General features: G+C 68.6%; 11 protein-coding genes, 2 rRNA genes and 3 pseudogenes. 5 read left to right on the top strand and 11 right to left on the bottom strand.

The window, feature by feature from the left end; all coding sequences use genetic code 11:
* Positions 1–32 precede the first annotated feature (32 nt).
* Entirely contained in the window at positions 33–539 is a 507-nt protein-coding gene (locus tag NEH16_RS19675; protein WP_073964931.1) for a DUF6912 family protein, read from the bottom strand.
* Positions 540–825: 286 nt separating this feature from the next.
* Here NEH16_RS19675 and NEH16_RS19670 point away from each other — a divergent pair, with 286 nt between their 5' ends.
* A complete protein-coding gene (locus NEH16_RS19670; protein ID WP_265544101.1) occupies positions 826–1245 on the top strand; it encodes an Rv3235 family protein in 420 nt (139 codons plus the stop codon).
* A 406-nt stretch (positions 1246–1651) separates the two neighbouring features.
* On the opposite strand, the gene secA is transcribed toward NEH16_RS19670, so the two are convergent.
* A complete protein-coding gene (gene secA / locus NEH16_RS19665; RefSeq protein WP_265544099.1) occupies positions 1652–4471 on the bottom strand; it encodes a preprotein translocase subunit SecA in 2820 nt (939 codons plus the stop codon).
* A 250-nt stretch (positions 4472–4721) separates the two neighbouring features.
* Here secA and NEH16_RS19660 point away from each other — a divergent pair, with 250 nt between their 5' ends.
* The gene (locus NEH16_RS19660; RefSeq protein WP_265547266.1) at positions 4722–5312 is read left to right on the top strand and encodes a GNAT family N-acetyltransferase; all 591 of its coding nucleotides are present in this window, start codon (positions 4722–4724) and stop codon (positions 5310–5312) included.
* 10 nt (positions 5313–5322) lie between these two features.
* Positions 5323–6498, top strand: a complete 1176-nt coding sequence (locus NEH16_RS19655) for a winged helix-turn-helix domain-containing protein (protein ID WP_073964926.1) — start codon at positions 5323–5325, stop codon at positions 6496–6498.
* Positions 6499–6529: 31 nt separating this feature from the next.
* On the opposite strand, the gene NEH16_RS19650 is transcribed toward NEH16_RS19655, so the two are convergent.
* From NEH16_RS19650 to mtnA, 7 genes and pseudogenes are all read right to left on the bottom strand, one after another.
* Positions 6530–7285 (bottom strand): response regulator, encoded by a 756-nt coding sequence (locus tag NEH16_RS19650; RefSeq protein ID WP_073964925.1) that lies wholly within the window; start codon positions 7283–7285, stop codon positions 6530–6532.
* A gap of 185 nt (positions 7286–7470) precedes the next feature.
* Positions 7471–8160, bottom strand: coding sequence for a ribosome hibernation-promoting factor, HPF/YfiA family (gene hpf / locus NEH16_RS19645; RefSeq protein ID WP_073964924.1), 690 nt, complete (start codon positions 8158–8160; stop codon positions 7471–7473).
* Between the two features lie 321 nt (positions 8161–8481).
* Complete coding sequence (locus NEH16_RS19640) at positions 8482–9228, bottom strand: ComF family protein (protein ID WP_265544096.1); 747 nt, start codon at positions 9226–9228, stop codon at positions 8482–8484.
* Between the two features lie 66 nt (positions 9229–9294).
* Positions 9295–11064 (bottom strand): LpqB family beta-propeller domain-containing protein, encoded by a 1770-nt coding sequence (locus NEH16_RS19635; RefSeq protein WP_242442027.1) that lies wholly within the window; start codon positions 11062–11064, stop codon positions 9295–9297.
* 85 nt (positions 11065–11149) lie between these two features.
* On the bottom strand, positions 11150–13195 hold the full coding sequence (gene mtrB, locus NEH16_RS19630; protein WP_265544094.1) for an MtrAB system histidine kinase MtrB: 2046 nt from the start codon (positions 13193–13195) through the stop codon (positions 11150–11152).
* Position 13196: 1 nt separating this feature from the next.
* Complete coding sequence (gene mtrA, locus NEH16_RS19625) at positions 13197–13886, bottom strand: two-component system response regulator MtrA (protein WP_005316841.1); 690 nt, start codon at positions 13884–13886, stop codon at positions 13197–13199.
* Positions 13887–13890: 4 nt separating this feature from the next.
* Positions 13891–15035 (bottom strand): annotated as a pseudogene (gene mtnA / locus NEH16_RS19620) (S-methyl-5-thioribose-1-phosphate isomerase).
* 139 nt (positions 15036–15174) lie between these two features.
* Between mtnA and NEH16_RS19615 the strand changes: the two are divergent.
* A pseudogene (locus NEH16_RS19615) lies at positions 15175–16568 on the top strand (glycerophosphoryl diester phosphodiesterase membrane domain-containing protein).
* Positions 16569–16769: 201 nt separating this feature from the next.
* Positions 16770–16880: pseudogene (locus NEH16_RS19610) on the top strand (AAA family ATPase); the annotation flags it as partial.
* Between the two features lie 144 nt (positions 16881–17024).
* Here NEH16_RS19610 and rrf read toward each other — a convergent pair.
* Positions 17025–17140, bottom strand: a 5S ribosomal RNA gene (gene rrf, locus NEH16_RS19605).
* A 79-nt stretch (positions 17141–17219) separates the two neighbouring features.
* Positions 17220–20344 (bottom strand): 23S ribosomal RNA (locus NEH16_RS19600).
* Positions 20345–20613: the final 269 nt, after the last annotated feature.

Genomic DNA, 20613 nt, shown 5'->3' with positions numbered 1-20613 from the left:
CGGTACTCGCCCCCACTGACAACGCCCCTCGCCTACCCGATCAGGCCGGGGATCTCCTGCACCCCGAACCACAGCAGCTCGTGGTCCTCCGCGCCGTCGACGGTGAACTGCGCGTCGTCGTCCCCGAGGTCCGCCGCCCCGAGCGCGGCCGCGGCGGCGGTGACGTCCTCGTCCGCGTCGTCGGAGTCGACGTGCACCGCGGCGGCCTTGGCCAGCGGGACGGCGGAGGCGATCGTTACCTCGCCGAGCGAGGCGGCGTCCAGGATGTGGTCCGGGTCGGCGACGGCTTCCCCGTCGGCCACGTCGACGGCGACGACGACGCGGCGCCGGGCGGCCCGCGGGTCCCCGGCGATGAGGCGCAGCGAGGCGGAGGCGGCCCGGTTGAGCGCCGCGTACTCCAGCTCCTCGATGTCGTCGGAGACGTACCACTCGCGCAGCGCCGGGGTGACGGCGTAGGCGGTGAGCGGACCGGGCCCCAGCTCACCGCCCCGGTGCGCGGCGGCGAGCCCGGCGAGGGTCAGGGGTACGTACACGCGCATGGGCTCGGCCGCTTTCGTAGTCGGAGACGCCCTCAGGATACGTGCGAGGTCCCCCTTTGGGGTTACGCGTATCCCCCGGCCCCCGTCCACCCGGCAACGCCCCACTCACCCCCGCGCCCCGCCCCGCGCCCGGCTCCACCGCCCACCCGCCACCCGGACAGGTGAACACCACCGCACTCAACCCCCTCCCTCCGACACTTGCGACAAATCCGACTCCCCCGTAGAAGATCACCAACAGAAGTTACTGCCCGGTACAAGCCGGGCCTCTGGAGCACGGGGGCGACAGATGACCACGAACAGGACCCGGCCCGCAGGACGCCACGACGCCCGCAGGCCCGAAGCCGTACCCGCCCAACGCCACCGCGTCCCGAGGCGCATGCGCCCCCACCACTGGTTCGCGGAACGCCTGCTGGCGGTCCTGAGCGGCCAGCGCCCGGTCCACTGGATGCTGGGCCACACGATCGGCGACGCCTACGACCAGCTGGCGGAACTGGCGCCCACGACACCCCTGCGCACCCGGGGCACCCGCCCGGTCATCCGCATGTGCCGAGGCGCCCAGCCGGCCCCCGGCGTGGTGGAGGCATGCGCGAGCATCGCCGCGGGCGAGGAGGTCCGGGCCATGGCCTTCCGCCTGGAACAGGGCCCGGACCTCCGCTGGCGCTGCGCGGCGGTGGAACTGGGCAACACCCCGATGCGGACGCGGTGAGGCGACGGCCTGAGCGGCCCAGAGGGCCGCCGGTGCCCCGGACGTGCGCCCCAGGCCAGGAGCCCCGTACAGAGCCACACAGCCCCTGCACGGGCCTCCCCCAGCCCCAGCGCGCACATCCAGCGCGCACTTCCAGCCTCGCCGGCGTTTGAGGCGCGGGGCCCGGGGCGGAGCCCCGCAACCCACCCGGCGCAAAACCCACTCACCCCCGCCGCCCACCCAGCCCCTCCGGCGCTTGAGGAGCGGGGACCGGGGCAGAGCCCCGGTTTCGGGAAGGGGCGGGTAGGGGAAAAGCGCCCGCCGCAGGCGCACCCCACCCGCACCGCCCACCCCACCCCCCGAAAAACACGGCTGGGCCGGACACCACCCGGTGCCCGGCCCAGCCACAACCCAACGTCAGCGCAAGCTACTTCTTACGCCGCCGCCCCCCAGAAGACTTCTGCGCCTTACGCCGCTCCGCCCGAGTAAGCCCGTCCGACTCCGCCCCGGCACCGACCCCGGCCCCGTCCCCGTTCGCGAAGTCGCCCTCGACGACCCCGCCCTCCCCGTCAACCGTGGGAGCGGAGAAGTGCAGCCGATCCGGCCGCTGCGGAGCGTCCAGCCCCTTCGCCCGGATCTCCGGCCGCGAGGCCGGCACCGCGTCCTCCTTGGACAGCGAGGTCGCCGCGTCCTCGACCGGCACCTCCTCGACCTGCTGCTCGACCTGGACCTCCAGGTTGAACAGGTAGCCGACGGACTCCTCCTTGATGCCCTCCATCATGGCGTTGAACATGTCGAAGCCCTCGCGCTGGTACTCGACCAGCGGGTCCTTCTGCGCCATGGCCCGCAGGCCGATGCCCTCCTGGAGGTAGTCCATCTCGTAGAGGTGTTCACGCCACTTGCGGTCCAGGACCGACAGCACCACACGCCGCTCCAGCTCACGCATGATCTCGGAGCCGAGCGTCTTCTCCCGCTCGTCGTACTGCTCGTGGATGTCTTCCTTGACCGACTCGGCGATGAACTCCGCCGTGACGCCGGCCAGATCCCCGGCGGTCTCCTCCAGCTCGGCGACGGTGACCTTCACCGGGTAGAGCTGCTTGAACGCGCCCCACAGCCGGTCGAGGTCCCACTCCTCGGCGAAGCCCTCCGCCGTCTCCTGGCGGATGTAGTCGTCGATCGTGTCGTCCATGAAGTGGCGGATCTGCTCCTGGAGGTCCTCGCCCTCCAGGACCCGGCGCCGCTCGCCGTAGATGACCTCGCGCTGCCGGTTGAGCACCTCGTCGTACTTCAGGACGTTCTTACGCGTCTCGAAGTTCTGCTGCTCGACCTGCGACTGCGCGGACGCGATCGCCCGGGTCACCATCTTGTTCTCGATCGGCACATCGTCCGGCACGTTGGCCATCGACATGACGCGCTCGACCATCTGCGCCTTGAACAGCCGCATCAGGTCGTCACCGAGCGACAGGTAGAAGCGGGACTCGCCCGGGTCGCCCTGACGGCCGGAACGACCGCGCAGCTGGTTGTCGATACGGCGCGACTCGTGGCGCTCGGTGCCCAGCACGTACAGCCCGCCGAGGTCCTTGACCTCCTCGAACTCCGCCCGCACGGACTCCTCGGCCTTCTCCAGCGCGGCGGGAAGGGCGGCCGCCCACTCCTCGACGTGCTCGACGGGGTCGAGCCCGCGCTGCCGCAGCTCCGCCTCGGCGAGGTCGTCCGGGTTGCCGCCGAGCTTGATGTCGGTGCCTCGTCCGGCCATGTTCGTCGCGACGGTCACCGCGCCCTTGCGGCCGGCCTGGGCGACGATCGTCGCCTCCCGGTCGTGCTGCTTGGCGTTGAGCACCTCGTGCTGGACACCGCGCTTGGAGAGCTGCTGCGAGAGGTACTCCGACTTCTCGACGGAGGTGGTGCCGACGAGGATCGGCTGCCCCTTCTCGTGCTTCTCGGCGATGTCGTCCACGACGGCGGCGAACTTCGCGACCTCGGTGCGGTAGATCAGGTCCGACTGGTCGACGCGCTGCATCGGCCGGTTCGTCGGGATCGGCACGACGCCCAGCTTGTAGATCTGGTGGAACTCGGCGGCCTCGGTCATCGCCGTACCGGTCATGCCGGAGAGCTTGTTGTAGAGGCGGAAGAAGTTCTGCAGGGTGATCGTGGCGAGCGTCTGGTTCTCGTCCTTGATGTCCACCCCTTCCTTCGCCTCGATCGCCTGGTGCATGCCCTCGTTGTAGCGGCGGCCCGCGAGGATACGGCCGGTGTGCTCGTCGACGATCATGACTTCGCCGTCGATGACGACGTAGTCCTTGTCCTTCTTGAAGAGTTCCTTGGCCTTGATGGCGTTGTTGAGGTACCCGACGAGGGGGGTGTTCACCGACTCGTACAGGTTCTCGATGCCGAGCCAGTCCTCGACCTTGGAGACGCCGGACTCGTGGATCGCCACGGTCCGCTTCTTCTCGTCGACCTCGTAGTCGCCGGTCTCCTCGATGCCCTTGAGCGGGTTGCCCGCCTCGCCCTTGGTGAGGCGCGTGACCAGCTTGGCGAAGTCGCCGTACCACTTGGTGGCCTGGTCGGCCGGACCGGAGATGATCAGCGGGGTTCGGGCCTCGTCCACCAGGATCGAGTCGACCTCGTCCACGATCGCGAAGTTGTGGCCGCGCTGGACCAGCTCCTCCTTCGACCACGCCATGTTGTCGCGGAGGTAGTCGAAGCCGAACTCGTTGTTCGTGCCGTACGTGATGTCGCAGGCGTACTGCTCACGGCGCTGGGCCGGAGTCATGTTCGCGATGATGCAGCCGACGCTCAGGCCGAGGAACTTGTGGACCCGGCCCATCATCTCGGAGTCACGCGAGGCCAGGTAGTCGTTCACCGTGATCAGGTGGACGCCGTCGCCGGACAGGGCGTTCAGATACGCGGGCAGCGTACCGACGAGGGTCTTGCCCTCACCGGTCTTCATCTCGGCCACATAGCCGAGGTGCAGAGCGGCGCCACCCATGATCTGGACGTCGTAGTGGCGCTGGCCGAGGACGCGCTTGGCCGCCTCGCGGACGGTGGCGAACGCCTCGGGGAGCAGGTCGTCCAGGCTCTCGCCGTCCGCGTACCGTTCCTTGTACTCGTCGGTGAGCGCCCGCAGCTCGGCGTCGGAGAGGTTGACGAAGTCCTCTTCGATGGAGCTGACCTGGTCCGCGATGCGGTGCAGTTTGCGCAGGATCTTGCCTTCGCCTGCACGCATGAGCTTGTTGAAGACGGACACTGAGGCTGGTCTCCTTGCCGGTCGGGCCTGGGCACTGGTCGGGTGATGGACTCTGGCACGGGCACGGCAGGTGGGCCCCACCGCAACGGTCATCGTAAGCGAGGACCCCGCCGCGCCGGGAGGGCTGCCACCGCGTTCTCCCCGCGGTGCCCTTCAGAGTCAACGGACGAAGGGCGCCGAAGGTGCCGGGGAATCACGAAAAGTACTCGCGCCCTCACCGCCGCCTCACCAGAATCCCTTCATGGAACCCTTGGAACCGATCACCCTCACCACCGGCCGCCTGCTGCTGCGCCCCTTCACCCCCGACGACACCGACACGGTGTACGAGGCGTGCCAGGACCCGGACATCCAGCGCTGGACCGTCGTCCCCTCGCCGTACGCCCATGCGGACGCGGAGTTCTTCACGGAACGCCTCTCGCCCGAGGGCTGGCGGGACGGCTCGATGTACAACTTCGCCGTGGTGCCCCGCGAGGGCGGGCCCCTGATAGGCGCGCTCGGCATCAACCGCCGCACCGGCCCCGGCCTGTACGAGGTCGGCTTCTGGACCGCGAAGGAGCAGCGCGGCCGCGGCTTCATGACCGAGGCCGTGCTGTGCGCCGCCCGCTGGTCCTTCACCGCGCTCGGCTGCGACCGGCTGGAGTGGAAGGCCGAGACCGGCAACGTCCCGTCGCGGGCCGTCGCGCTGCGCGCGGGCTTCCGCATGGAGGGCGAGCAGCGCTCGGGGCTGCTCAACAAGGGCGTGCGCCGCGATGCCTGGATGGGCGCCCTGCTCCCCGCGGACCTGGGTCTGCCGGGCACCGCCGCCTACGTACCGCAGGGCGGTGTCAGTGCCGCCCCCTAGAGTGCGGAGCATGACGTCTGTGCAGCCACCCGCAGTCGAACTCTCCGCCGACCAGGCCCGCAGGATAGCCCTGAGGGCCCAAGGCTTCCTGGGCGCACCGGACCGCCGGTCGGGGGTGCCCGGGGTGCTGCGCCACCTCGGCGCCGTACAGCTGGACACGATCTCGGTGCTGGCCCGCTCGCACGAGCTGATCCCGTACGCGCGCCTGGGCGCGATCGGGCGGCGCACCGTCGAGGAGGCGTACTGGTCGGGCGGCCGCGCCTTCGAGTACTGGTCGCACGCGGCGTGCATCCTGCCCGTCGAGGAGTGGCCGCACTTCGCGTTCCGCCGGCGCGCCTACCGGGCCCGGCCGCAGTGGTCCCACGACCTGCCGGACGGCGCGTACGACACCGTCATCAAGCAGCTGACCGCCGAGGGCCCGCTGACGGCCACGGAGCTGGGCGGCGCGAAGAACGGCGGGGAGTGGTGGGACTGGTCCGCCTCGAAGGTGGCCGTCGAGCGGGCTCTGATGTACGGCGAGGTGGTGTGCACCGAGCGGCGCGGCTGGAAGCGGGTCTACGACCTCGCGGAGCGCGCCCTGCCCGACACCGTCCTCCACGACGACCTGGACGACGCGGAGTGCCTGCGCCGCCTCGTCGCGCTCGCCGGGCAGTCGCTGGGCGTGGGCACCCGGGCGGACATCGCCGACTACCACCGCCTCAAGGGCGAGCAGTTCGACGCCGTGGTGGCGGATTCCGGGCTGGTGCCGGTGGCCGTGGAGGGCTGGTCGAAGCCGGCCTGGGCGGACCCGGCGGCGCTGGCCTCCGAGCCCCGGGGCCGGCACCGGACGACGCTGCTCTCGCCGTTCGACTCACTGGTCTGGGAGCGGGCGCGGACCGAGCGGATCTTCGGTTTCACCCACCGCCTGGAGGCGTACGTGCCCAAGCAGAAGCGGGTGCACGGCTATTTCGCGATGCCCCTGCTGGCCGGCGGGCGACTCCAGGGCCGGGTCGACCCGGCCCGCGAGGGGACGACGCTGATCGCCCGGCAGGTCTCCCTGGCGGGCGCGAAGGCCGTGGCGCCGATGGCTCAGGCCCTGGTGGAGGCGGCCTCCTGGGTCGGCTGCACGGACGTCCGGCTGGAGCGGGTGGAGGCTCCGGAGCTGCGCGGGCCGCTCGCGGCGGAGATCGCGCGCCTGCGGGCCTGACCGCGTCCGGTGGGCCGGCCGTCGCGCCGGCTCACCGGATTTCCAGGATCTTCTCCCGCATGGCGTAGACGACCGCTTCCATCCGGGAGTGGAGCTGGAGCTTCTCCAGAATGTTGCGGACGTGGTTCTTCACGGTGTTCTCGGAAATGAACAGTTGCTTCGCGATATCGCGATTGTTCATGCCGGTCGCGACCAGTTTGAGGACTTCCAGTTCCCGTTCGGTCAGCCGGGGCGCCGGTACCAGTCGGCGTTCGTCGGTGCGCTGGATCATCGACTTGAACTCGGTGAGCAGTTTCGACGCCATGGACGGGCTGATCTGGGACTGCCCGTCGGCGACCGCGCGAATCGCCGTGGAGACCTCGTCCGTGGAGATCTCCTTGAGGAGATACCCCGTGGCCCCGGCCTTGATCGCCTCGTAGAGATCGGCTTCCTCGTCGCTGATCGTCAGCATGATGATCTTCGCGCTGGGGGCCACTTCCTTGATGGACGTGCAGGCTTCGATCCCGCCCCGCCGGGGCATCCGCACATCCATCAGCACGATGTCCGGGAGCAGGTCGGCCGCCTTGTCCACCGCCTCGGCGCCGTCCCCGGCCTCGCCGACGACCTCGATGTCCTCCTCGTGCGCGAGGACGATCTCCAGACCTCTGCGGAAGAGCGCGTGGTCGTCCACCACCAGGACCCGGATGGGCTCCTTGCGGTAGCCGCCGTCCCGGTCCGCACCGCCGAGGTCGCGTGCGGCGTCGTCGGCATCACTCGCGTCGCGCACGGGCCCGAAGGTGTCCGCCATCGTTCCTCCCCCTGAAGGCCACGGCCTGAATTTCACGAACGGTCCGCCAACGGCAGTTCACGGAACACCGATTGGCTTGGGCCGCCATGATTTCATGCCGGGACGGCAGTGCGGTGATGACTTGGTGACAGACGGGTGCCCCTGGGGGCGTACGGACGCTCCAGGGGCACCACTCGACAGTGGCGTCAGCCGCCGAGTGCGCCGCCCGCGCCGCCCGCCTCGTCGGCGGCCAGCGGGTCGGTCCTCAGGTGGATGACACCGTAGTCGTAGGCGTGCCGCCGGTAGACGACACTGGGTTCCTTCGTCTCGTTGTCCACGAACAGATAGAAGTCGTGTCCGACCAGTTCCATCTCGTAGAGGGCCTGGTCGAGCGACATGGGCGCCGCGACGTGCGTCTTCTCGCGCATCACCAGCGGTCCTTCGCCCTGCACCTCGAGCGAACCGATCCTGGTGGTGGGGACGGACTGTGCCGACTCGTCGGGAATCAGCTCGCCGTCACCGTTGAAGGATGCCGCGTCCGGCACCATCTCTCCGACCTCGGCAGCGGGAATGCGTCCCGAGCCCCGGCGGCTGTAGCGCTTGTCGTGCTGCTTGCGCAGCCGGGCCTCCAGCTTGCCGGTGGCCAGGTCCAGCGCTGCGTACGGGTCGCCTGCGGCCGCTTCTGCCCGAATGACCGGTCCACGCGAGCGGAGCGTGATCTCCACCCGGTCGGAGCGGTCTGCCTGACGAGGGTTCGGCTCCTTGGACACCTCCACGTCGAGGCTGATCACTTTGCCGTCGAACTTCTGGATCTTGTCCAGCTTCAGCTTCTCGGCCACGTGCTTGCGGAACCGCTCGGGCACCTCGGTCTTGCGGCCCTTGACGACGATGTCCACGCAGAACTCCGTTCCCGGATCGCTCCGCTCGGCGGCGGAGCATCTCCCTTTTGCACCAGGTCCCGATGATGGCCGGGACCGCGGACTAGGTGACTTCCACCTCCTCCTCCCCAGCCGACGGGGTTTCACCCCACCGGATTTCAGGTTTCCGAACCACTGGTGGGTCGCCTGCCCGAAACCTGATGGTGCATTCGTCGAGGGCCGGCATTCACCATTCCTCACAACCGAACATAGCTTGCCGGGACGGATGTCGGCACCCGCTACTCGCACGTACCTCCGTTCAGGTCTTTTTACCCACTCACTACCTGCAACGATGCAAGTTCAGTTCCAGTTCCGGTTTATTTTCCGGCCGACGGGACATGCTGCGTCGAAGGCCGGCGGGGACGCCGCGACCACGGCCGCGTCGCGCACGCGGGACCCCGCGCGCCCGCAGGCCGCGTCGAGCGCCCGGGCCGCCTCGGCCAGCGTGGCCCCCGTGGTCAGCAGGTCGTCCACCAGCACCACCCGTCCGGCGGTGAGCAGCCGCCCACCCCCGGCCGCCACATCCAGCGCCCCGGCCAGATTGGCCCGGCGCTCCGCCGCTGTCAGGCCCGACTGGTCGGCCACCGCCCGCCGCTGCCGCAGCACCGCGGCGACGGTCGCCGGGACGCCGTTCCGCCGCAGCTGGGCGGCCGCCGCCAGTGCGATACGCCGAGCCGGGTCGTGCCCGCGCGCCGCCACCGCCCGGCGCGCGGAAGGCACCGGTACGAGCAGCAGCGGCCGCCCGTCCGGATCGCGCCCCGCTCCGGCCCGTACCGCACCCGCGAGCGCCCGGCCGAGCGGACGGGCCATCGCGAGCACACCGCGTTCCTTGTGGGCGAGCAGGACCGCCCGCGCCGCGCCCTCGTATCCGGCGGCGGCATGCACCACGGGCAGTCCGGCCGGCTCCGGCGAAGGCCGCACCCGGCGCGGCACACCGCCGTACAGCCGCACGCCGCACGTCTCGCACAGCTCCGTCCGCGCCCTGCCGCAACCGCCGCAGGACACCGGAAGGACGAGCCCGCTGATCTCCCGCCACCACCCCCGCACACCTCAACTGTGCGCCTCCGGGAGCCGTCGGGCCACCCCTGTGGAAAACCCCGGAGGGCGTCGGTGTCAGCCCGGGTAGACCAGCGCCGAGCCCTCCTTGAGGACCGTCTGCCAGTTGTCCCCGGGGAGCAGCTTCACTATCCCGTCACCGAAGGTGTCCGCCATCAGCGGCAGCTGCTCGTCGTCGGCGGCGGCGATGGCCAGCACCTGGTTCACCCCGGGCAGCACGCCCGAGGAGGGCGTCGAGCCGTCCGCCTGGACGTAACGCACCTGCTGCACGCCGCCCTGCTCCTTGCCGACGACCACGAGGCGGCTGCGGCCGGACCAGGACACGGCCGTCACGTCGGCGAACTGCGGCGCCGCCTGACGCAGGTCGACCACGGACACCTCGGCGTCGTCCTGCGGGCCGAGCCGTTCGATCCGGCCGATCTTCAGCGTCGTGTGGCCGTCCTTCGTCAGCAGCAGCGCTATGCGCACCCCGTCCGAGGAGAGCCGCAGCCCGGCGATACGGCTGCCGCCCAGGCTCGGCACGGTCACTTCCTGCGGCTTGTCCGTGCCGTGGGGCAGCCTCAGCAGCCTGGAGTCGTCCGGGTCGCGGTCGGCGACCCAGAGATCGCCCCGGCCGTCCCAGCTGGGCGCCGTCAGCCGGTCCTCGGGGTCGGCCGCCTTGCTCGTCAGGGCCGGTACGGGAAGCTCGCCGTCCGCGGCGATGGAGGCCACGTAGAGCGACTCGTTGTGCTGGGAGAGCGCCGCCGCCGACTGCTCGTCCCGGGCCACGCCGACCGCGCTCACCTTCAGCGCGCCGTCGCCGAAGGGGCCGGCCACCGGCTCCGGCTCGCCGCTGCCCCTGGTGCTGCCCGGGATGCGCTCCACCCGGCCCTTGGCATCCACGAAGTACTGGCTGTCGGGTCCGCCCGAGGAGCCGTCGGGCGCGTACGCCTCGGCCTGGTCCGCGTCGAGCACGCACAGCGGCGAACCGTCGGAACGCTGCAACTCCACCTGCTCGACCCGCGCGGACGTCAGGTCCCGCAGGGTGAAGAGGACCTGCGAGGCCATCATCCGGCAGACCCGCTGCCCGGTCCCGTCCGCGTTCTTGTCGAGCGGGACCTTCAGGACGTTGCGGTCGTCGGGCGTCAGCGAGACGACCCCCTTCCTGAGGTCCGTCCCCTTGGGGAAGCGCGAGGCGACGGCCGGCCGCAGCCAGTCGGTCGGGCCCCGCAGCAGGCTGCGGACCGCCTGCGTCACCGTGTCCATCCCGGTCGAGGGGTCGGTGCGGTTGCGGAGGTAGACGGGGTCGGCGACGAGGGTGGCCTCCGCGTCGGACCGGCCGGTCGCGAAGTAGTACTTGTTGACCGAGCGGTACAGCCGCTTGAAGTCGGACTGGCCGAGCACCAGGCCGTCCGGCACCGAGTCGATGCGCCATTCCTTGCCGTCCGGCGTCTTCTCCCGCACCAGGTGGAGCGTGCGGGAGAAGTCCGTCGGGACGAGCGGCTGGTACGCGTTCTGCGCGTCGACCGTCGCCACCTGCTCCCCGGTGAGGGTGTAGGTGACCTCGGTCGTGGTGCGGTCGTGGTCGTGGACCGGGCGGTCGCTCCGGTTCGGCGCCTTGGCCAGCACGCTGGTCTCCGCGCTCGGCTTCCACCGGCGCGACGCCTCCTTGGTGAGGTATTTGCGCGTCGTCCGGAAGTCGGAGTCGTCGCTGGTCATCGACTCCAGGAAGCCGTCGACCACCTCGTTCGGGGTGGCGCCGTCCCTCGGGGCGACCGCGTACACCTGCACCTGGGAGTCACCGGGCTGCGAGGCGTCGACGGCCTTGATGTCCCCGGACACGGGCATCGAGCCGCACGCCGACAGCACGAGCGCGCCGCACCCGACGAGCACGGTCACCCCCACCGCACGCCCACGGCCGCCCTCACGACGGTCAGTCCTCACGGATCGTGTCCTCCCGCCCCGGTTCACGCCCCGGAGAGTCGTTGTGCCCGGTCTGCCGCTCCTCCGAGGGGCGCGGCACCACCCGCGAGCCGTTGCCCGGCAGGGCCGCCGGGTGCACCGACGCGGGCGCGGTCCTGGCCGGCACGGCGGCCCGGCCCGGCAGCGGGGCGCGGCCCGTACCGGCGTGCTGCGAGGGCACGGCCAGCAGCCGGTGCCCGCCGCCCGTGGCGGTGTTCGTCCCGGAGGCATCCGTGGAGGCTTCCTCGGCCCGCTCCCGGCTCTCCCGGTTGCGCCGTGAGTCCTCCGGCTCCAGCGGTATCGGCGAGCCCCGCAGCGGCTCGTCCGCCGTACGCGGCAGCGTCAGCCGGAACTGCGAACCGCCGCCCGGCTCGCCCCACGCCTGGAGCCAGCCGCCGTGCAGCCGGGCGTCCTCCACCGCGATGGAGAGGCCGAGACCGGTGCCGCCGGTGGTCCGGGCCCGGGCCGGGTCGGCCCGCCAGAAGCGGTTGAAGACCCGGGTCGCCTCGCCGGGCTTCAGCCCCACGCCGTAGTCCCGGACGGCGACGGCGACCGCTCCGCCGGCCGCGCCCATGCGCACGACCACGTCGCGCCCTTCGCCGTGCTCGACGGCGTTGACGACGAGGTTGCGCAGGACGCGCTCGACGCGCCGCGCGTCGGCCTCGGCGATCACCGGCTGCTCGTCGCCGACGACCCGGATCCGGGTGCCCTTGCGCTCCGCGAGCGGCTCGGCGCCGCCGATCACCCGGCGCACCACCTGCCGCAGGTCTATCGGCTCCGCCTCCAGCGCGGCGGCGCCGGCGTCGAAGCGGCTGATCTCCAGCAGATCGGAGAGCAGCGACTCGAAGCGGTCCAGCTGGTCGCCCAGCAGCTCGGCGGACCGTGCCGTTATGGGGTCGAAGTCGGCCCGCGCCTCGTGGATGACGTCGGCGGCCATCCGTACCGTCGTCAGCGGCGTACGCAGCTCGTGCGAGACGTCCGAGACAAACCGCCGCTGCATCCGGGACAGCTCCTCCAGCTGCTGGATCTTCAGCTGGAGGTTCTGCGCCATCTTGTTGAAGGCCTCACCGAGCCGGGCGATGTCGTCCTCGCCGGTGACCTTCATCCGTTCCTGGAGCCGGCCGGCGGAGAGCCGTTCGGCGATGCCCGCGGCCATGCGTACGGGGGTGACGACCTGGCGCACCACGAACCAGGCGATGGCGCCCAGCAGCACCACCACGAACAGGCCGGCGGTCGCCAGCGTGCCCTTGACCAGGTTCAGGGACTTCTCCTCCTGCGTGAGCGGGAAGACGTAGTACAGCTGGTACGGGTCGCGGTCGATGTCGTAGAGGCGCTTGCCGACGATGAGGCCGGGCTGCGACTCCCGCCCGTTCGAGTACTGGATCAGCGAGTACGTCTGGAAGGCCCCCGGGCCCTTGTTCACCGCCTCGCGGAGGTTCAGCGGGATGCTCACGGTCTCGACCTTCCCCGAACCACGCGGCGCGCGGGAGCCCTCGTCGGCGCTGAGCGCCACCACGTCGAAGGCGTTCTTCCCACCGCTGGCGAGCTGGTCGACGAGTTCGGTCCGCCAGGAGTTGTTGGCAGTCGTACCGTCCGCGGCGTCGTCTCCCTGGCCGGAGGCCGGGGTGAGCGGCGCGTTCGCCTTCTCCTGGGCGGCCGCGAACCCGCCCGCGGCCTGTGTCTGGGCGGCCTTGCCCTTCGCGTCGAGCAGGCCGTTGCGCACCTGCCCGATCACGACGAGGCCGAGCAGCAGCACCACTCCGAGCGACATCAGCAGCGTGCCCGCGACGACGCGCAGCTGGAGGTTGCGCCGCCACAGCCGCACGGCGGGCAGCAGCGGACGCCGCACCCAGCGCATCAGCAGACGCGGCACCGGCCCGCCGGGCGCCCGGTCCTGGAACAACCGGCCGCCCTGCAGGAAGCGCTCGACGGTAGACGACGTGTGCCCCGGACCGGCAGCCCGCTCCGCACGGACTCCCGGCTCCCCGGGCTTCGGAGCAGTGCTACCCAGGGACATGTCAGCTCGGTCCGGCCTTGTAACCGACACCTCGGACGGTCACGACGATCTCCGGCCGCTCCGGGTCCTTCTCGACCTTGGAGCGGAGCCGCTGCACATGCACGTTGACGAGACGGGTGTCCGCCGCGTGCCGGTAGCCCCAGACCTGCTCCAGGAGCACCTCACGGGTGAAGACCTGCCACGGCTTGCGGGCGAGCGCGACCAGCAGGTCGAACTCCAGCGGCGTCAGGGCGATGGACTGCCCGTCCCGCTTCACCGAGTGACCGGCGACGTCTATGACCAGGTCCCCGATGGTCAGCTGCTCCGGGGCCGGCTCTTCGGACCTGCGCAGACGTGCCCTGATCCGGGCCACCAACTCCTTCGGTTTGAACGGCTTGACGATGTAGTCGTCGGCCCCGGACTCCAGGCCCACCACTACGTCAACCGTGTCGCTCTTGGCAGTGAGCATGACGATCGGCACACCCGACTCGGCCCTGATCAGCCTGCAGACCTCGATGCCGTCCCTGCCGGGCAGCATGAGGTCGAGCAGGACCAGGTCCGGCTTCGCCTCTCGAAATGCAGCAAGTGCCTTGTCGCCGTCCGCTACAAACGACGGCTCGAAACCCTCACCACGCAGCACAATCCCGAGCATCTCGGCCAGTGCGGTGTCGTCGTCGACGACAAGGACGCGTCCCTTCATAAACGACATCATCCCATTAGCTAATCGTTACCTGCGATGATCTGGCACACAGCTCTGCCAGCCCGGCCCCCGTGACCGGCGAGATTACGCCCTCTTCCGTGACGATCGCCGTGACCAGCTCCGGCGGCGTGACATCGAAGGCGGGGTTGTACGACTGGGTCCCCACCGGGGCGACGAGCACCCCGCCCGGCTCCTCGTCCCCCGCTCCACGCGGCAGGGCTGTGAACTCCGTCACTTCCCGCCCGGGACGCTGCTCCACGGTGATGGAAGCCCCGTCCGCCGTGAGCAGATCCACGGTCGTCGTCGGCGCCACGACGATGAACGGTACGTGGTGGTACTTGGCGAGCACCGCCAGCGGATAGCTCCCCACCTTGTTGGCCACCGACCCGTCCGCGGCGATGCGGTCCGCCCCGATCAGCACGGCGTCCACCTCCCCGGCGGCGAACAGCGACCCCGCCGCGTTGTCCGTGAGCAGGCTGTACGGCATGCCGTTGCGCGCCGCCTCGTACGCGGTCAGCCGGGCGCCCTGCAACAGCGGACGGGTCTCGTCCACCCACAGCCGCCGCAGCCGCCCCGCCCGGTGGGCCCCGAGCGCCACCGCGAACGCGGTGCCCTCACCGCCGGAGACGAGCGCCCCCGTGTTGCAGTGGGTCAGCAGCCGGTGGCCCCCGCCCGGAACCAGCTCGTCCAGCAGCGCGAGCCCGTGCCCGGCCATCCGCCCGCTGGCCTCGGCGTCCTCCCGGTGCAGCGCCCTGGCCTCCGCCAGCGCGGCCGCCCCCGCCCGCTCCTGCCCGGCCCCTTGTCGAGCGCCGCCCAGTACGCAGCGGCGGCCCGGCGCACGCCGTATCCCAGGTTCACGGCGGTGGGCCGCGCCCGCTCCAGGAGCCCGGTGGCCTCCGCCACGTCATAGCCCCGCACCGCGGCCAGGGCCACGCCATAGGCACCGGCGATCCCCAGCAGGGGAGCACCCCGTACCGCGAGCGTCCTGATCGCGTCCACCAGAGCCGGCACATCGGTGCAGACCAGCTCCGTCTCCTCCGCGGGCAGCCGCCTCTGGTCGAGGAGCACCAGCACGGGGCCTTCCGGAGGCTCGTCCCAGCGTATTGACGGTAGTCCGGCGGGTCCGCTGCCCACCGGCGATTGCGCGTCCTGATCAGCCATCCATCCAGTCTGCCCGGTGACCCACCCGTACTGAAGGCACGAGCCGGTCACAGGCCCTGGCCCGGACGGCGACGACGCGTGGCACGATGGCTGCCAGCCTGACGCCGCGCCGCGCGGACAGGACCGCGAAGGAGCGACAATGAACGACACTCCGGGCTGGGCCTCGCCCGGATCCGCCCCCTCCGACGGCGAGCAGACGAACGGCCACCCAACGGACCACCGAGCCCCGGCAGGCCAGGAAACGGCGGACCGGGAGACGGCGGACCAGGAGACGGCAGGCCGGGAAACGGCGGACCGGCCGACGGACCGCCCCGACAAGGGCATCCCCCGCCCCTCCGAACCGGCCGACGACACCGCCCCCACGGGAACCTGGGCCGCCCAGCAGCCGCCCGCCGGCCAGTGGTCGCCTCCGAGCCCCACCGGAACCGGCCCCACCGCCCCGCCGCCCAACCCCGGCTGGGGCAGCCGGGCACACGGCCCTGGTTCCGGCACGGGCCCCGGCTGGAAGAGCCCGCAGCAGGGCTCCGCCTGGGGCACTCCGTCGCGCGGAGCCGGCTGGGGCGGCCCGCCGCCGGCCGCGAAGCCCGGCGTCATCCCGCTCCGGCCGCTCGGCATCGGCGAGATCCTCGACGGCGCCGTCTCCACCATGCGCGCCCACTGGCGCACGGTCCTCGGCATCACGCTAGCGGTCTCCGTGATCGCACAGGCCGCCATCCTCCTCATCCAGCGCTATCTGCTGCCCGACCCTCCCTCGGTCGACAGCAACGCCACCGGCTCCGAGGCGCTGCGCCAGGCCACCGAATCGCTGCGCTACAGCCTTCTCGACCTCGCCCCGCCCTGCTGATCTCGATGCTGGCCACGATCTTCACCACGTCGGTGCTGACCGTGGTGATCAGCCGCTCGGTGCTCGGCCGCCCGGTCACCCTGTCCGAAGCCTGGGCCGAGGCCCGCCCCAGGCTGCTCCCCATGCTGGGCCTGACCCTCCTGCTCGCCGTCATGGGCGGAGCGATCATGACCGCGGGCATCCTCCCCGGGTTCCTGATCGGCGACACGGCGGGAGCCGGTCTCGCACTTCTCGGGCTGCTCGCCGCGACAGCCGTCTTCCTCTGGCTGTCCGTCCGTTTCAGCCTGGCCGCCCCCGCGCTGATGCTGGAGCGTCAGTCGGTCGCCGCCTCCATGCGGCGCTCCGCGAAGCTGGTCCGTGACGCCTGGTGGCGGACGTTCGGCGTACTCGCCCTGACCTGGCTGCTGACGCTCATCGTGGGTGTTGTGGTCGGCATCCCCTTCGGCATCGTCGCGGTGGGCGTGGACGACGGGACGCTGAGCTCCTTCCTCTCCGGGGAAGCCACCGAGTTCGGCTGGCCGTTCCTGATCGTCTCCGCCATCGGTGACGTGATCGCCGCCGCCATCACGTATCCGCTCTCCGCCGGCGTCATGGCCCTTCTCTACGTGGACCAGCGCATCCGCCGCGAAGCGCTCGACCTCGACCTGGCCAAGGCAGCGGGCCTGCCCGGCTTCGACAACAGGAACTGACACCGCGCCGGGGGCGGGCGACGCGGCAGCACGACTGCTGGTACGCGCGAACGTCGGCGCTCCCGTGGAACCGGCCGCCTCCCGCCCCGGGAGGCGGCCCACCGCGACCTGTCACAGCCCGGCAGGACGCGCACCGAAGCGCTCTTCGAGCAAGGCCCACGCGGCAGCCGACCGCTGGAACCAGGCGTCCAGGAACGGATGCGCGCCCTCGTCCGCTCGCTCGAACTGGACACCAAGTGGGTGCAGCTCACTCCCGACCTGATGCCGAGCGATATCTCCGGGTCCCTCGTCTACGACGCGCGCACGACCGAACCCGATCGAGTACGAGGGCATCTACCGCCCCCGTGAGTAGTCGATATCTGTCGCCCGAAGCGACGGCCGAACCCGGACCCAGGCTCTGGCCGAGAACGCGAAAGAGCCCCGTGCCACAAGGGCACGGGGCTCTTCCTAAAAGGAGTTCGGCGGCGTCCTACTCTCCCACAGGGTCCCCCTGCAGTACCATCGGCGCTGAAAGGCTTAGCTTCCGGGTTCGGAATGTAACCGGGCGTTTCCCTAACGCAATGACCACCGAAACACTATGAAATTAGAACCAACCGGGCAACAACACGGCCGTTCGTTATTTCAGAACTAACACAGTGGACGCGAGCAACTGAGGACAAGCCCTCGGCCTATTAGTACCAGTCAGCTCCACCCGTTACCGGGCTTCCACATCTGGCCTATCAACCCAGTCGTCTACTGGGAGCCTTAACCCTTCAAGAGGGTGGGAATACTCATCTCGAAGCAGGCTTCCCGCTTAGATGCTTTCAGCGGTTATCCTTTCCGAACGTAGCCAACCAGCCATGCCCTTGGCAGAACAACTGGCACACCAGAGGTTCGTCCGTCCCGGTCCTCTCGTACTAGGGACAGCCCTTCTCAATATTCCTACGCGCACAGCGGATAGGGACCGAACTGTCTCACGACGTTCTAAACCCAGCTCGCGTACCGCTTTAATGGGCGAACAGCCCAACCCTTGGGACCGACTCCAGCCCCAGGATGCGACGAGCCGACATCGAGGTGCCAAACCATCCCGTCGATATGGACTCTTGGGGAAGATCAGCCTGTTATCCCCGGGGTACCTTTTATCCGTTGAGCGACAGCGCTTCCACAAGCCACTGCCGGATCACTAGTCCCGACTTTCGTCCCTGCTCGACCCGTCGGTCTCACAGTCAAGCTCCCTTGTGCACTTACACTCAACACCTGATTGCCAACCAGGCTGAGGGAACCTTTGGGCGCCTCCGTTACCCTTTAGGAGGCAACCGCCCCAGTTAAACTACCCATCAGACACTGTCCCTGATCCGGATCACGGACCCAGGTTAGACATCCAGCACGACCAGAGTGGTATTTCAACGATGACTCCACAACCACTGGCGTGGCCGCTTCAAAGTCTCCCACCTATCCTACACAAGCCGAACCGAACACCAATATCAAACTATAGTAAAGGTCCCGGGGTCTTTCCGTCCTGCTGCGCGAAACGAGCATCTTTACTCGTAGTGCAATTTCACCGGGCCTATGGTTGAGACAGTCGAGAAGTCGTTACGCCATTCGTGCAGGTCGGAACTTACCCGACAAGGAATTTCGCTACCTTAGGATGGTTATAGTTACCACCGCCGTTTACTGGCGCTTAAGTTCTCAGCTTCGCCACCCCGAAGAGCAGCTAACCGGTCCCCTTAACGTTCCAGCACCGGGCAGGCGTCAGTCCGTATACATCGCCTTACGGCTTCGCACGGACCTGTGTTTTTAGTAAACAGTCGCTTCTCGCTGGTCTCTGCGGCCACCCCCAGCTCAAGCAGCAAGTGCTATCACCAGTGATGGCCCCCCTTCTCCCGAAGTTACGGGGGCATTTTGCCGAGTTCCTTAACCATAGTTCACCCGAACGCCTCGGTATTCTCTACCTGACCACCTGAGTCGGTTTAGGGTACGGGCCGCCATGAAACTCGCTAGAGGCTTTTCTCGACAGCATAGGATCATCCACTTCACCACAATCGGCTCGGCATCAGGTCTCAGACTTCATGCACGACGGATTTGCCTACCGTGCGTCCTACACCCTTACCCCGGGACAACCACCGCCCGGGCTGGACTACCTTCCTGCGTCACCCCATCGCTTACCTACTACAAGTCTGGTTCGTCGGCTCCACCACTACCCTCAACTCCGAAGAGATCGGGCCGGCTTCACGGACTAAGCATCGCCTGATTCAGTATTGGGCGTTTCAAAGCGGGTACCGGAATATCAACCGGTTGTCCATCGACTACGCCTGTCGGCCTCGCCTTAGGTCCCGACTTACCCTGGGCAGATCAGCTTGACCCAGGAACCCTTAGTCAATCGGCGCACACGTTTCTCACGTGTGTATCGCTACTCATGCCTGCATTCTCACTCGTGAACCGTCCACAACTCGCTTCCACGGCTGCTTCACCCGGCACACGACGCTCCCCTACCCATCCCAGCAGGCGTTGGCCCTTAATGCTGGAATGACACGACTTCGGCGGTACGCTTGAGCCCCGCTACATTGTCGGCGCGGAATCACTTGACCAGTGAGCTATTACGCACTCTTTCAAGGGTGGCTGCTTCTAAGCCAACCTCCTGGTTGTCTCTGCGACTCCACATCCTTTCCCACTTAGCGTACGCTTAGGGGCCTTAGTCGATGCTCTGGGCTGTTTCCCTCTCGACCATGGAGCTTATCCCCCACAGTCTCACTGCCGCGCTCTCACTTACCGGCATTCGGAGTTTGGCTAAGGTCAGTAACCCGGTAGGGCCCATCGCCTATCCAGTGCTCTACCTCCGGCAAGAAACACACGACGCTGCACCTAAATGCATTTCGGGGAGAACCAGCTATCACGGAGTTTGATTGGCCTTTCACCCCTAACCACAGGTCATCCCCCAGGTTTTCAACCCTGGTGGGTTCGGTCCTCCACGAAGTCTTACCTCCGCTTCAACCTGCCCATGGCTAGATCACTCCGCTTCGGGTCTAGAGCGTGCAACTCAAACGCCCTATTCGGACTCGCTTTCGCTACGGCTTCCCCACACGGGTTAACCTCGCTACACACCGCTAACTCGCAGGCTCATTCTTCAAAAGGCACGCAGTCACGACGCACCGAGCAAGCTCGATGCGCGACGCTCCCACGGCTTGTAGGCACACGGTTTCAGGTACTATTTCACTCCGCTCCCGCGGTACTTTTCACCATTCCCTCACGGTACTATCCGCTATCGGTCACCAGGGAATATTTAGGCTTAACGGGTGGTCCCGCCAGATTCACACGGGATTTCTCGGGCCCCGTGCTACTTGGGTGTCTCTCAAACAAGCCGTTGATGTTTCAGCTACGGGGGTCTTACCCTCTACGCCGGACCTTTCGCATGTCCTTCGCCTACACCAACGGTTTCTGACTCGTCTCACGGCCGGCAGACCGCAAAAGAGAGATCCCACAACCCCGCATGCGCAACCCCTGCCGGGTATCACACGCATACGGTTTGGCCTCATCCGGTTTCGCTCGCCACTACTCCCGGAATCACGGTTGTTTTCTCTTCCTGAGGGTACTGAGATGTTTCACTTCCCCTCGTTCCCTCCACACTGCCTATGTGTTCAGCAGCGGGTGACAGCCCATGACGACTGCCGGGTTTCCCCATTCGGACACCCCCGGATCAAAGCTCGGTTGACAGCTCCCCGGGGCCTATCGTGGCCTCCCACGTCCTTCATCGGTTCCTGGTGCCAAGGCATCCACCGTGCGCCCTTAAAAACTTGGCCACAGATGCTCGCGTCCACTGTGCAGTTCTCAAACAACGACCAGCCACCCATCACACACCACAACGTGGTGCTGCACTGGGGCCGGCAACCGAAGGACAGACTCAAACGAGCCCGTACCTTCAGATACCCAACAGCGTGCCCGACCCGACCCGTTCCCGACCATGTTCCACGCTCCGAAGAGCAGTACTAACGGTCAACAACTTGCCGTGCCGAGTAGTCAACGTTCCACCCATGAGCTGACCACCGTCGAACATTTGCCGACGTAGTGG

Source organism: Streptomyces drozdowiczii (assembly GCF_026167665.1).
Classification (GTDB): domain Bacteria; phylum Actinomycetota; class Actinomycetes; order Streptomycetales; family Streptomycetaceae; genus Streptomyces; species Streptomyces drozdowiczii_A.
Note: the sequence above shows the minus strand (reverse complement) of the source record. Positions and strands in the feature narration are given on the sequence as shown.